Origin of the sequence: Mucilaginibacter sediminis, from assembly GCF_051903035.1 — a bacterium.
Classification (GTDB): domain Bacteria; phylum Bacteroidota; class Bacteroidia; order Sphingobacteriales; family Sphingobacteriaceae; genus Mucilaginibacter.
Genome location: NZ_CP170602.1, coordinates 4,377,074 through 4,390,121, shown reverse-complemented (window position 1 = coordinate 4,390,121; position 13,048 = coordinate 4,377,074). Strand labels below are relative to the sequence as shown.

At 41.6% G+C, this 13,048-nt stretch carries 11 protein-coding genes; 4 read left to right on the top strand and 7 right to left on the bottom strand.

What is annotated here, in order from left to right; translation table 11 throughout:
• Window positions 1–185: 185 nt before the first annotated feature.
• The 3 genes from ACFGVS_RS17925 to ACFGVS_RS17915 all read right to left on the bottom strand — a co-directional run bounded on the left by ACFGVS_RS17925 (window position 186) and on the right by ACFGVS_RS17915 (window position 5,356).
• Window positions 186–1,331 (bottom strand): FecR family protein, encoded by a 1,146-nt coding sequence (locus ACFGVS_RS17925; protein WP_274210495.1) that lies wholly within the window; start codon window positions 1,329–1,331, stop codon window positions 186–188.
• 243 nt (window positions 1,332–1,574) lie between these two features.
• Entirely contained in the window at window positions 1,575–2,144 is a 570-nt protein-coding gene (locus ACFGVS_RS17920) for an RNA polymerase sigma factor (RefSeq protein WP_090639833.1), read from the bottom strand.
• 485 nt (window positions 2,145–2,629) lie between these two features.
• Window positions 2,630–5,356 carry a sugar-binding domain-containing protein gene (locus ACFGVS_RS17915; protein ID WP_439694995.1) on the bottom strand — a complete coding sequence of 909 codons (2,727 nt, stop codon included), beginning with the start codon at window positions 5,354–5,356 and terminating at the stop codon, window positions 2,630–2,632.
• A 361-nt stretch (window positions 5,357–5,717) separates the two neighbouring features.
• Here ACFGVS_RS17915 and ACFGVS_RS17910 point away from each other — a divergent pair, with 361 nt between their 5' ends.
• The 4 genes from ACFGVS_RS17910 (at window position 5,718) to ACFGVS_RS17895 (ending at window position 9,435) form a co-directional block, all read left to right on the top strand.
• Complete coding sequence (locus ACFGVS_RS17910; RefSeq protein ID WP_439694993.1) at window positions 5,718–6,608, top strand: AraC family transcriptional regulator; 891 nt, start codon at window positions 5,718–5,720, stop codon at window positions 6,606–6,608.
• A gap of 236 nt (window positions 6,609–6,844) precedes the next feature.
• Window positions 6,845–7,426 carry a Crp/Fnr family transcriptional regulator gene (locus ACFGVS_RS17905; protein WP_439694992.1) on the top strand — a complete coding sequence of 194 codons (582 nt, stop codon included), beginning with the start codon at window positions 6,845–6,847 and terminating at the stop codon, window positions 7,424–7,426.
• Window positions 7,427–7,543: 117 nt separating this feature from the next.
• Complete coding sequence (locus ACFGVS_RS17900) at window positions 7,544–8,422, top strand: NmrA/HSCARG family protein (protein ID WP_439694990.1); 879 nt, start codon at window positions 7,544–7,546, stop codon at window positions 8,420–8,422.
• A 140-nt stretch (window positions 8,423–8,562) separates the two neighbouring features.
• Window positions 8,563–9,435 (top strand): pirin family protein, encoded by an 873-nt coding sequence (locus tag ACFGVS_RS17895; protein ID WP_439694988.1) that lies wholly within the window; start codon window positions 8,563–8,565, stop codon window positions 9,433–9,435.
• Between the two features lie 105 nt (window positions 9,436–9,540).
• Here ACFGVS_RS17895 and ACFGVS_RS17890 read toward each other — a convergent pair whose 3' ends face one another.
• From ACFGVS_RS17890 to ACFGVS_RS17875, 4 genes are read right to left on the bottom strand one after another with little or no spacing between them, the layout of a single operon-like run.
• Window positions 9,541–10,695, bottom strand: a complete 1,155-nt coding sequence (locus tag ACFGVS_RS17890) for a carboxymuconolactone decarboxylase family protein (RefSeq protein WP_439694986.1) — start codon at window positions 10,693–10,695, stop codon at window positions 9,541–9,543.
• A gap of 1 nt (window position 10,696) precedes the next feature.
• The gene (locus ACFGVS_RS17885; RefSeq protein WP_255369749.1) at window positions 10,697–11,344 is read right to left on the bottom strand and encodes a flavodoxin; all 648 of its coding nucleotides are present in this window, start codon (window positions 11,342–11,344) and stop codon (window positions 10,697–10,699) included.
• Between the two features lie 14 nt (window positions 11,345–11,358).
• On the bottom strand, window positions 11,359–12,501 hold the full coding sequence (locus ACFGVS_RS17880; RefSeq protein ID WP_439694984.1) for an aldo/keto reductase: 1,143 nt from the start codon (window positions 12,499–12,501) through the stop codon (window positions 11,359–11,361).
• Window positions 12,502–12,518: 17 nt separating this feature from the next.
• On the bottom strand, window positions 12,519–13,031 hold the full coding sequence (locus tag ACFGVS_RS17875) for a nuclear transport factor 2 family protein (protein WP_274210486.1): 513 nt from the start codon (window positions 13,029–13,031) through the stop codon (window positions 12,519–12,521).
• Window positions 13,032–13,048 lie beyond the last annotated feature (17 nt).

Below are 13,048 nucleotides of genomic sequence, written 5' to 3'. Positions count from 1 at the left end.
TTTTATCTTTCCGCTATCCGGCGGATAGAAAGGGTTAACTCAAACTTGCCGGACGGTGGACCAACACTTTCCGGCTTATTTTTTTAACCCCTTGATTGATCATTCTTGTAAAATTTCTTTCATGTTTATGGGATAAATTGGTTTATTAATTGGTTTATCAGGTAGTAGCTTCTTACAGGCGGCCTTTATGGGGTAACAATAATTTTCTTACCCTCCAGCCTGAAGTTGATTCTGGTGAATTTTAAAATGTCAAGCGCCTCCGAAACGCTGATGTTCCGATGGATTTTCCCGGTAAAGGTTCGCGTTGGAATTTTTCCTTCATATTCAATTTTTACTTCGTATGCCCTCGCCAGCTGCCTCATAACTTCTCTCAGGTCGGTCTGATCATAACTAAATAATCCATTTTTCCAGGCAATGGCTTGTTCTACGTCTGCACCACTGTTTATTTTAATGGTATTTGATTCAAACCCGATTTGGGCTTGCTGTCCTGGTGTAAGCATAGCAGCCTGATCGGCCTTACTTATTTTGATACTTCCCTCCAATAGTGTGGTTTTCATTTGCGCTTCATCATCGTATGCATTGATATTGAAGTGCGTGCCTAACACCTGGACGGTTTGGCCATGGGTAATCACAGAAAACGGCTTAGCTTTATTATGGGCGACTTCAAAATACACTTCGCCTGTAATTTTTACTTCCCTATTCTTGCCGGTGAATGCAACCGGATAAGTTATGGAAGAAGCGGAATTTAGCCATACCCTGGTGCCATCAGATAACTGGAGCGAATATTGGCCCCCACCGGTGGTCATTGTGTTGTAAACGGGGGAATTGTCGCCCGGGCTATTTTGTTGGTTTGCGGAGTAAGTAATAATTCCGTTAGTGGCCTGGCTAATTACCATGTTTTTTTGTTGGGCCAGCTGACCATTATGCTTCGCGTCAAGTACTATCTGCCGGCCCCCGGAAAGGGTAAGTGTTGCTTTATAACCTATTGGCGCAATGTCATTGTGCTGAATATGTGCCATTTGCTGAGGGGGCGGCTTATGCAACAGTATATAGCTCCCAAAAGATAGTGCTAAAATGATGGATGCAGCTACAGCAATTCGTGGCCAGATATTTATTTTTTTAACCGGTTTTGCTTCTGAATCTATATAATCATCAATGTTCAATTTCATCGATGATTTTAACCGGTCTTTTTGCTTTTCATCCAATAAAGCAATTACATCCACATCGGACATAAAAAAGTTGTAATAGGCGTGCAGGAAGTCCTCTTCTTCTTTGGTGGCAATGCCGTCAAGATAGTTAGTAAGAATTACTAAAAACAGCTCTTTTGTCATTGGTTTATTGATATTGGTATACAGATGAGACATTAAGTGAGAAAAATCCCACACGGAAAAAAAATATTTTTTATCGCAGGGGCGATTTATTCTTGCCGGGCTGGTTATAAGGCTTTTGTAATACTGAAGCAGGGCGTCAATTATTTGCATATGATGCTAAAAATTCGATAAAAGAACTTTTTTAGTGTCATACACGAATAACTCACGTCGCCGTATCAGGTCATCAAAAAAAAGTTTTAGTAATTAACGATGCGAAATAATCAGAATGGCAATAGATGCCAGGGAACTTCTGAGCAGGGTTAAAGCTCTTGTCAGTTGATTTTGTACAGTCTTTCTGGAAATATTGAGTTGCTGGGCAATTTCAAGCGTAGATAAATCTTCGTGAAAGCGCATTTCATATATTAATTTCTGCGCCGGTGCCATAGATTTAATCAGCGATTCGTAGGATTTGACCAATTCTTTTTGTAATATCAGTGCATCAGCTTCGGAACAACATGCCCTTGCCTCCAGGATTAAATCGGAAATGCAAATAAACCGGCTCTCTTTTTTCAGCAACCTGAATATATTATTACGAACACAGCTAAACAAATAAGCTTCAAGATTTTCTATAAGATTCGTTTCCCGATGAGTCCATAGATAGATAAACACTTCCTGGGTAATGTCTTTTGCAACATCAGCATCGTTTAGCTTTCTAAATGCCTGAGAATATACACTATTCCAATGCCTGTCATACAGTTCAGTAAAGGCCGTTCTGTCGCTTTTTCTAACTAAAAAGAGCAATTCTTTATCAGTATATCCATCATATCCGGACATTTGGCTTCTTTAAATTAGGGTTTTAATTGGTTTTTTAAATTAATAGTAAAGCTATGCAATTGTAACGTGAATGTTATACTATTTTGCACATAGTAACTTTTAGTATAATAAATAAGAGGTTAACCTATCTGGTTTCTTCGACAGCAATTTATATTTTGGCCTTTTGTCGACATTTGTAACGCTTACACAAAATAATGTTTATCGCTGTTTTATGCTCTCATTGTAAAGATGTAAGCCCGTGCATAATTCAGGAGAAAGCAGGGGTTGGGCAAAATATATAGGTTATTAACCAAAAACGTTCACAACCGTCAGCTTGAGCAGATTTAAGATCGTCCATTTACAACAACATGAAAAGTAAAAGATCAATAAAATCACCCTGCTCTGGATTTAGTTGGTGGCGTTCCGCGATGGGATACTGAACGCCTGGGGTTGTACAACGGGCATGCAAGTTATGTGGGAGTAACCGCATTAATAGGCTTGGAGCACTATTTAAAGAATTTTATTAGATCCGTACTGCTAAGGTTTTCTTTTGGCGCAAAATTTTTACTACCAGCATATTTCATCAAACTATACCTAAGTTGTCGCGCTACCGGCCTCGCAGTTAAATTATGATGTATATCCATAGAGCATATGATAAGTTTACCACCGTTTACTTTGAATTCCAATAGATCGGCCATATTCCTGTTCTTAAAAAAATTATCTATTACGCGCACAATCGGATGGGTTTGAAAGGGAAGTATATCAGTAATCATCGTTTTTGAACTGGTTACCAAATCCCACCACTGCCAGTCACTATAATAAGCTGTAGGGAAATCGGCAAGGGCGGGGTGGGTTGGGCTGATCAACAGGCCCATACTTCCAGGCTGATCCGGAAAATGGACAGGACTCCAAAAAACCGGTGCAAAGCGGCCATTAACACCTTTTATTACTGCAGTATCTGGGTTCAGGACAACATTTGCCCCTGCTTTTAACCAACTTAAAGCACTGTCTGCTGATGTTGTGAAGATGACGTTTTTTGGCGGTTTCGGTAACACAGCAGGATAAACCCATATCTTCCAGTGATTGCTGATAGGGGAATGGGCGAGGCTTAAGGTGATATCCAGCTGCATCGCCTTGGATATCGAATTAAGATTGACGCTGAATGTACCGATCTGCTGTCCGTTACCAACCGGGATTGATTTTTTATTCAATTTTCCACTAAACAGGACTTTTCTGTCTTCACCGGTTATGCACCAGGTAAGTTGATCTGTCATAGTTTTATCAGAAAAATTCGCCAGTTCGACCGAAGCTGAAAATGCCTCGTCATTGGTGTAAGTGGCTTTGTCGAACCTAAGCAACGGAACCACAGGCCCGCAAAACCGGCGGAACTCTCGTGGTGTTATAATGCCTTTACTATCCCAGAAAGCATTTAGCAAACCTACAAGCGCAGTTCCCTGCCCTGGAAAATCATGAAGGTCGAGTAACTGAAAACCACCCACGCCCGAGGTTTTTAAGGCTCGCTCAATTTCTTCTTTAAAAAGGTTTGCTGCTAAGTTGCCACTGGCCTTTAGATAAGGACCCGCCAGATCAAGCATTCCTTTATTGCGGAGATCATGCCGGATAGCTTTAAAATTCATAGGTTCCAGCACACCTTTATATTTATGAATCTCATTCAGATCAGGATAAACAGAATATTGGCCAACTTCATGAATTACGAGTGGTACCGGGATATTTTTCATTGCGGTGCTATAATCGGTTTTAAAGTCGGGGATGTTCGTATTGAAAATTCCCTGCCCCCGTACCCAGCCTTTATCCGTATATTGAGTAATAAAATAATCGTCTGCCGGCTCCGGGTATTTACCGTGTCCTTTTTGAAAGCTAAAAGTAGTAGTGGTATAAAGACGCCTGCTATCCTTAGCTTTCAGTTCCCTTACTAAACCCTGAAGCCAGTTAAAATCGCCTTCAAGTTCATTGCCCATGCTCCAGAAACAAAACGAGGGGTGATTTCCATAGTTCTGTATGATCCGGGAGGCTTCGTCCTTAAGGTACAATAACGTTCCGGGATCTTTGCCAACCGTGAGGCTCCATAAGGGTAGTTCAACATGCAGGTAAAATCCAAGAGAATCGGCCACTTTAAAGGCTGCTTCCGGCGGACACCAGGAATGAAACCGGATGTGATTTAATCCATATTGCTTTGCGGTTTTAAATAGCTTCAACCATCCGGTTTCGTTCATCGGCGGGTGGCCTTCCAGCGGAAATATGTTACACTCCAATGTTCCCCGCAGAAACAGCTGCCTGCCGTTAATGCGGAACTGCCCTTTCGCAGAAGATAGATCACGGAAGCCAAATCGTTCGGTTCTGCTGTCGATAACCTTGCCGGATCTGTCGGTCACATCGATTTTTAGACCATAAAGCCGGGGATTAAATTCATCCCAGCCCCGGGCATTCTTAACTTTGATGATGAGCTTTGAATGCCATAAACTATCAACGGCAATATTCTGTGTATCCTCAACAACGTGCGGCCCTTTTAATAATCTTGCTCTGATGTAATACTTTTTATCTCTCGCCCCGGGTACAAAATTGATATTTGCTTCAACAGAGCCGGATTTTAGGCTTGGGAATAACTGCACATTATCGATGGCTAAAGGATGCTGGTCGACGATTTCCATTTTTCCGATTACGCCGTTCCATATGATTTGTGTGCCATCGGTATATGCATGAGCAAAGTTATTAACGCTGATATCATGTTGTTTCCTGTTATCCACACGTAACGTAATCTGATGGACACCGGCCTTGAGCGTACCTAAATCGAAAACCTGCGGTGTTATAAGGCTTTCCTGGGTGCCTGCCTGATGCCCATCAATCCAGCAATCGGTTTTCCAGATCACACGTTCCAGCGTCAGGCGTGCCGACAGCATGTTTTGGGGGATCGAAACTGTACGTTGGTACCACACTGCGCCGGTATACTCATGTTTCCTTGACAAATGCATCATCACCAGCTTGTTAAGTTTCAGCGTATCTGTTTGAACCGGTTTTCCGACTCCGGCATCATCCAATGTTCCTGGTAGAATTATTTTTCCCGGCAATTTCTCAATATACCATTTTTCAGGTATCCCTTTATCAAGGGAATCCAGTTTAAAGGCCCATGTGCCAGAAACTGAAATCCGCGTGTGTTGTGCAAATGCTACCATACCCCAACATAGTACAGCAAATAAGACTAATGTTTTTTTCATCGAAAATCGGCCTGGTTATTATTCATAGGTTCCTGTTAATGTAGTCGCCGAACGCCCCTCTAATGTAAGCTTATTTGTGGTGATGGCTGATTTTTGCCGGTTCTTGGCTGTGCTTGTTGTATAAACATAAATGTTTCTTCGGGTAATAAATCGGTTTGTAATTTTCGGGAATAAAACGGCTTATTAATATGGACGCAATTAGGATTTATATGGACTATATTATTATCAAACTGAAATTAATTCCAAATCAAATTTCTAATTTTTACGTTTACCGATAAGTATATCTGCCTGCGAATCGACACGTTGCACCTGCGTCAAAAAATAGTAGAGGGCAATTGTATTTTGAAATGAATTATTTGAAATGAATTATAAGAAAGACGGGTTCGACGGGCAAAAAGCCATTGGTATTCCCAGGTCGATTGTAAATAGGTTCTGCCTCTCCAATGATATTATTAAAGGCTCATATATCACCGATATCGGCTATTATCCCAAAGCGAAATTTCATTTTCGAAAAAGAACCCAGGGGGCAGAACAAAATATTCTTATTTATTGTGTGGAGGGAACGGGAATAGCAACAATCAAATCTGTCAGGCATACTATTGTTCCGGGTGACTTTATTATCATTCCACACAGCATTGCTCATTCGTATGAAACGAACGAAAAAACACCCTGGACAATTTATTGGTGCCATTTTAAAGGCGAGCAGGCAGATGCTTTAGTAAAATGGCTTTATTCAAAAGGGCAAAGCTACAAATACAGTGTTGAATTTGTACAGGAGCGTATCACGCTATTTGAACAGCTTTACACCTATCTTGAACAGGGTTACAGCATGGAGAATCTGACTTACATTAATTTGTTGTTGCTGCAATTTTTAAGTTCATTTATTTACAGTGATAAATACAATACGAAGCTATCCGAAAAAAATACCGATATCCTTGAAAAATCTATATTTTTCATGCGGAACAATCTTGAAAAGTCACTGACGCTTTCCGAACTGGCAGCATCGGTTAACTTGTCTAATAGCCATTATTCAGCTATTTTCAGAAAAAAAACGGGGTTCCCGCCTATTGAATATTTTAATCATCTGAAGATTCAGAAAGCCTGTCAGTATTTACAGTTTACCAAACTGAGGATAAATGAAATTGCGTTTAAAGTTGGGATAGATGATCCATTTTATTTTTCGAGACTTTTTACCAAAACAATGGGATATGCTCCTAAAGAATATCGTGAAACAAGATATTCAACTAAATAATTCGATATTCCGGGGAGGCTATATGTAATTACGCGCCCTAAGTTTAAAAAAATGCGCAAGACAATTTGTTAAATATATTTTTAGATATAATTGCAATTATACAACTACACTTGCTGGCTTTGGTATTTAATCAAACTAACCATGCGCTTCATGAGGTTAATGTATCCTTATACGTGCAAACTAACACATAACATTCTTTATATCTTTGCCTTGGGTTAGTTTAATCATCAAAATCAATGCACAGCAAGCTTTTAGACTACATCAGGCGATACGCTACATTGCCACTTACAAGTGATGAAGAAGCGTTAATTATAGCTGCTTTCCACCCCAAAAAGCTCAGGAAAAAGCAATACTTTTTGGAGGAAGGCAATGTGTGTAAATACGTTGGTTTTATTGTAAAAGGTGCTATGCGACAATATAGCGTAGATGACAAAGGGGGGGAGCATATTGTACAGTTATACATTGAAAATTATTGGGCAAGCGACCGTGAAAGTGCTATCATGCTTACACCATCAAGATATAATATCGATGCCTGGGAAGATACTGAACTACTCATTGCTACAGTAGCAGACATGTTGGATCTGATAGAAAAAGTACCTTCATTTGGACAAATGACAAGGTTAATGGACCAAAGAAGTTTCATTGTTTCTCAGCGAAGATTGAATTCTACCATTAGTAATACAGCAGAAAAACGCTATGAAGAATTTGCCGCTAATCACCCTCAATTTATTCAACGATTCCCCCAGCACCTCATTGCCTCTTTTTTGGGCATAACAAAAGAAACTTTAAGCAGAATCAGAAAACAAGCAAGTAAATAACTTCTGTTTTAATTTTTGATTTTACAAAAGCGTTGATATTTATCAACGCTTTTTTTTATCATTTCTCATCGTTTCGGGGCCTGCTGTTGCTGCAATTTTACATCATAAAACAAACAGATGAAAAAGCAAACAATAGTAGTAATTGGAGCAACAGGTGCACAAGGTAAGGGTATTGTAAATGCCCTTGTAAATGAAGACACATTTAATGTAAAAGCAATAACCCGTAACCCGGAAACATATACAGGCAAGGCAAATGAAGCAGTTTATGCAGATTTAAAAGACTTGCAATCCTTAAAAGACGCTTTTACAAATGCGTATGGCGTATTTGTGGTAACCAACTTTTGGGAAGGTGCCGACGAAATTACCCAGGGTAAAAATGCCATTGAAGCAGCAAAAGCAATGGGGGTGCAACATTTTATTTGGTCAACGCTTCCGGATGTGGAGCTCATTAGTGAGGCAGGATTTGAAGTGCCGCATTTTACTTTAAAGGCAAAGGTGGATGAATTGGTAAAAAGTGCAGGGTTCAAATATGCAACATTTGTTCAGCCGCCGTTTTATTTTCAAAATCTTGTAGGAATGTTGGGGCCACAACCCAAACAAGATGGCACAACCGGCTGGACACTACCGATTGACCCAACAAAAAAAGCGATTCACATGTCGGATATTAATGACCTGGGAAAAGTAGTAGCCGGTGCATTTTTGCAGCCCGAAAAAGTTGGAAACGGTAATTATCTTGCCCTGGCAACCGGGTTGTACAGTTTTAATGATATCATAGAAGCCTATAAAGCCAATGGCCAAGCGTATACCTTTTCACAAGTACCAGCCGAAATATTTTCAACTTTTTTTGAAGGAGCAAAGGAGCTGGCAGAGATGTTTGGGTATTTTGAAAAACACACGTACATGGGACCAGATTCAGCATCACGAATTGAATTGGCAAAAGAAACTGCCACCCACAAATTTGTGCCGCTCCAGGAATGGTTAAGCCAAAACAGTTAAGCAAATGAAACTATCATGAGCTCCACTCAAAAATAAAATGAGTATAGCTCATGATAGCTTCATCTCCATTTAAAACGGCGAAGCCTTCTTGAGTGCCAATAAAAAACAAATTATAAAACGAAAAAACAAATTATATTCTGATGAAAAAGAAAACGAGTTTCTCAACAAAAGGGAATAATGCTACAGTAGGTCCGCTATCAATCCAACGAATGTTGCCTAATCAATACGCTAACAAGGTGGGTCCCTTTGTATTTCTCGATTATGTTCGCCCGGTTGTTAAAGAAACCATAACCCAAAATGGTATGGGAGCCCACCCACACCGGGGCATTGCAACATTAACTTACATTCTTCAGGGCGAAGTAGAGCATTTTGACAGTGCCGGAAATGAGGCGATAATTCGTTCGGGAGGCGCACAGTGGATGAAAGCAGGTAATGGAATAATTCACGATGAAAATTTAAATTACGACTCCCAAACAGAGAGCAAATTTATCCAGGGTTTTCAATTTTGGATAAATTTACCTGCAAAAAATAAAGCCGAAAAGCCTGCTCATATCGCTTTACAAGCCAATGAAGTCCCCCAAAAAGCATTACCTGATCATGATGGCTGGATAAAAGTAATTGTTGGCAACTATCAGGAATTGAGTTCGAAGATTCCTAATTATTCCAGGCAGTTTTTGTATCATATTCAATTAAAAGCAGGAGCACAGTTTTCACTAACAATGGAAAGTGAAACAGAAGTTGCAGCCTTTTTACCCATGCAAAATGCGATACTAAACGACACTGAGTTTCTGGCAGGTGAATTTATTGAGTTCGACAAAGCGGCCGGTGAAATTGAAATAAAAAACACCTCTTCAGCAACCATCGATGTCCTGTTATTTGGCGGTGAAGAATATACAGAAGCTGTGGTAGCAGAAGGTCCGTTTGTAATGAATTCGCAATCAGAAATAACAACTGCTTACCGGGATTTTCATGCAGGAAAGTATGGCGAAATAAAAGTAGCAGCACAAAAGTAAATTAGCCCGGGATGAATATCATCATCTTATACAAACCATTAGACGTAGGAGGCTAAATAACTTTGTCAAAACTCCCGAAATATCCTATCGCACAGTTTGTTAAGACTACTTGTTCAGCTTGTTATATTCCTCATCTGTAACTTTTTCCAACCAAACTACTGCCCCCTTGCCGTTATCTGGACTCAAGGCGATGTGTGACAAGGACCTATCCGGAGAGGCGCCGTGCCAATGAGCGACATTAGCGGGGCATTTAATAACGTCCCCTTTATGTATTAAACGAATGGGCTGGCTCTTTTCCTGGTAATAACCAACACCATCCGTAATCAGCAGTATTTGCCCCGAAGGATGAAGATGCCAGTTTGACCTTGCTTTGGGAGCAAAGGTAACGTTACCCACCGAAGTGCTGGTAGAGGGGCCTACGCTGGTGAGCATGTTTACCCAAACATCCCCGGTGAAATTATTACCTGAGACTTTGTTTCCTTTTGAAAATGTGGGCTCAGAAACTATCGCCTGCTCTGAAGCGGGCGTAACGGCGCTTCCTGTAGAACCATACATGCCGTTTAAAATTTCCGCTGCAGAACTACCTGCATTCCGGTCAATCTCTGCTGATAATTTAGCGGCAATTCCCCGTAACTGCCTTTCTGTTAAACCCGTGTTCTGTCCTACACTTAAATGGCTGCGAAGCTGTCCTTCGACACCACCAATGGCAGCTAAAATAGAAATTGTAGCAATCTCGCGACTTTGATAATCGAGATTATCTCTGCCAAAAATATCAGCGAACAGGTGTTCCTTTAAAAAGGTATCGATAACCGGAACAAAATCTTGGGTGGAATTGGCGGACCTGCCCGTCAGCTTCGCCTGGACACCTTTTCCGAATTTATACTTTGGATCGCCGTAATCTATTTTTGACGGTTCCCTGCCCTCTATATCAATTTTTCCTTTTAGTTTCCTTTCATTGACCACGGTTTGGAAGGTATTGATCGCATTTAAACTTCTTGGGAAACCTGCATAAGCATATAACTGCACCAAAATCTCTTTGATCTCATTGATTGTCAGGCCTGCCTCCAAACCTTTTCCTAAAGCGCCCTTCAAATTAATCTGGTCTCCTTTAGCGGCATATGCTGAGATAGGGACAATCGCTTCTTGTTTTAACGATAAAGGTTGCCCGCCTGGATCTTTTTGCTGGCCATAAGCAATTGAACTTGCGCTTACGGCCAATGCCAGGCATACATAAACGGTTAGTTTAAAAGTGCTGCTCATATTACTTAATGATGTTTAGTTTTTTTAACCATGTTTGAATTTCTGCCTGGGCTTGTTTCTCTTTTGCACCTTGCATCACGAATAATATACCATCCCGCTCTATTCCTCCCTTAATGGTAAAACCATCCAGCACAGTGCTGTTGGGACAAAGGCCTTTAACGGTTTCAAACGTACTGCCGATACCATAACCGGCATTGGTATTGAAAGGCACGACGGTTTTGCCGCTCAAATCATATTGTTTTAAAAAGCTTTTCATCGGCGGCGGCAGTTGCATGCCCCAGGTTGGGAAGCCAACAAACACCAGGTCATAGGTGGCTATGCTATCTATCCTGGTTTTAAGCGGAGGTAAAAACCCCGATTCGTTTTCCCGAACCACCTGGGCAACGATGGCCTGGTAGTTTTCGGGATAAGGATTAACCAATTCCAAAGCAACAAGTTTTCCGCCGGCTTGCCGCTGAATGATTTGAGCAATGGCCCTGGTATTATTGGTGCGCGACAAATACACGATGAGTATTTTTTTATAACCATCGGTAACGCTGACAGGTGCTTTACCCGTTGGGTTACCAGTAGCTTTTTGAGCCTTTGAACATCCCGCAATGCTACCGAAAGCAATGGTTGCCATTATACAAATGAGCTTCACTTTTTCCATAGGCATAAGTTTTTTTACTGTTTTACCGGTGCTTCAACATTTGAGAGGTTCAAAACAAATTGCGGCAAGCGTAAACCCTTAATAGCAATGGCTGATGCCTCCTGGTTGAACTGTTTTAACTCATCTGCCGTAAATTTCACATCATTTGCGCCAATGTTTTCCAGCATATGCGCCATCTGGGTGGTTCCAGGAATAGGCACTATCCAGGGCTGCTGTTCCAAAAGCCATGCCAGCGATACCTGGCCAGGAGTAGCCCGCTTGCGTGCTGCCCAATTTTGCAGCAGTTTAACAAGTGCCATATTGCTGGGCAAGTTCTCACGTGAGAACCGGGTTTCCATTCCCCGAATGTCGCCAGGTGCAAAACCAGTATTTTCATCGATAGCACCGGTCAAAAAGCCTACTCCAAGCGGGCTCCAGCAAACAAAGCCGATGCCCAATTCCTGGCAAAGCGGAATAATTACTTCTTCCGGTCCGCGCCATAACAGCGAATATTCGTTTTGGATGGCTGTAACCGGATGTATGGCATGTGCCCTGCGTACGGTTTGTGGCCCAGGTTCGGAAAGGCCGTAATGCAGCACTTTGCCCTGGGTAATCAAATCTTTAATTGCACCAACAACATCTTCGATCGGGATAGCCGGATCTACACGGTGTTGGTATAATAAATCGATGCGATCAGTGCGCAACCGTTTTAGCATTCCTTCAACCACTTCCTTGACATGTTCGGGCCGGCTGTTCAAACCCGGCAGTCGCTGGCCGGTTTTTTGGTCGATGTTCCAGCCAAACTTTGTTTCGATAACAATTTTATTTCGAAATGATGCTGTAGCCTCGCCGAGTATCCGTTCACATTCAAAAGGTCCGTAGGCTTCTGCTGTATCAAATAAAGTGACACCGCTGTCAAACGCTTTCCGGATAATTTTGATCATCTCGGGCCTTGAAGGAATTGTAGTTTGATAGGTCCGGCTCATATTTTGCACCCCCAAACCAATATTCGAAACTTCCAGCTTGCCGCCAAGCTTGCGGCGCCCCCCGATAGCGACGTTTGTCAAATCGTTTTGATTGATATCTGCTTGCGTCAATACCCGGGCACTTGCCTTTGAAGCCAGCAAAGTACCTCCGGCTATTGTTAGGCCGGTTTTTAGGAGATCACGACGGTTCATATATATTGCAGGTTAAGTTAGTGTTGTGGCTGTGCCGGTTGCGCTATGTTAGTTTTCATTTTAACCGGCCTTATCAACGTTGAAAAAGTAAGCGAGCCCATTTTCCATTTTCCGTTTTCTTTAATGTACACCTCGGTTACCATAAACGCATGCACAACCTCGTTACCACCCACTACTGCCAGCAAATCGATATCGTTTAACAGGATGGCTGTATTACCAAAAATATTTACTGATGCCCCGTAAACTTCGGCTTGTTTATACCAGATGAAGCCGCCCTTAATGGTATTCAGTTCCTGGGTTTTACCCCAGCTTCCGCCCATGTGCACAAATACACAATTTTCGGCAAACAGTCCGGTTAATGCATCTACATTTTTATCGGCCATCCACGTCCATTTCGTTTTCGAAAGGTCAAGTAGTTCTTGTTCATCTTTGGTTGTGGTTGTTGATGCCGCACCGGGCAATTTGGCCTGAGCGTGAGAGAGCTGCACACCGGTAATACACAGGAATAGTGCGATAATGGTTGCTTTCATGATTTTGGTTTTAATAT

What these genes read in the sequence shown, in the direction of transcription:
- ACFGVS_RS17900 (WP_439694990.1), top strand. Translation starts at nt 7,544, where the DNA reads ATGAAAAAGCAAACAATAGTAGTAATTGGAGCAACAGGTGCACAAGGT.
- ACFGVS_RS17890 (WP_439694986.1), bottom strand. Translation starts at nt 10,695, where the DNA reads ATGAGCAGCACTTTTAAACTAACCGTTTATGTATGCCTGGCATTGGCC.
- ACFGVS_RS17875 (WP_274210486.1), bottom strand. Translation starts at nt 13,031, where the DNA reads ATGAAAGCAACCATTATCGCACTATTCCTGTGTATTACCGGTGTGCAG.
- ACFGVS_RS17910 (WP_439694993.1), top strand. Translation starts at nt 5,718, where the DNA reads ATGAATTATAAGAAAGACGGGTTCGACGGGCAAAAAGCCATTGGTATT.
- ACFGVS_RS17905 (WP_439694992.1), top strand. Translation starts at nt 6,845, where the DNA reads ATGCACAGCAAGCTTTTAGACTACATCAGGCGATACGCTACATTGCCA.
- ACFGVS_RS17880 (WP_439694984.1), bottom strand. Translation starts at nt 12,501, where the DNA reads ATGAACCGTCGTGATCTCCTAAAAACCGGCCTAACAATAGCCGGAGGT.
- ACFGVS_RS17915 (WP_439694995.1), bottom strand. Translation starts at nt 5,356, where the DNA reads ATGAAAAAAACATTAGTCTTATTTGCTGTACTATGTTGGGGTATGGTA.
- ACFGVS_RS17925 (WP_274210495.1), bottom strand. Translation starts at nt 1,331, where the DNA reads ATGACAAAAGAGCTGTTTTTAGTAATTCTTACTAACTATCTTGACGGC.
- ACFGVS_RS17895 (WP_439694988.1), top strand. Translation starts at nt 8,563, where the DNA reads ATGAAAAAGAAAACGAGTTTCTCAACAAAAGGGAATAATGCTACAGTA.
- ACFGVS_RS17920 (WP_090639833.1), bottom strand. Translation starts at nt 2,144, where the DNA reads ATGTCCGGATATGATGGATATACTGATAAAGAATTGCTCTTTTTAGTT.
- ACFGVS_RS17885 (WP_255369749.1), bottom strand. Translation starts at nt 11,344, where the DNA reads ATGGAAAAAGTGAAGCTCATTTGTATAATGGCAACCATTGCTTTCGGT.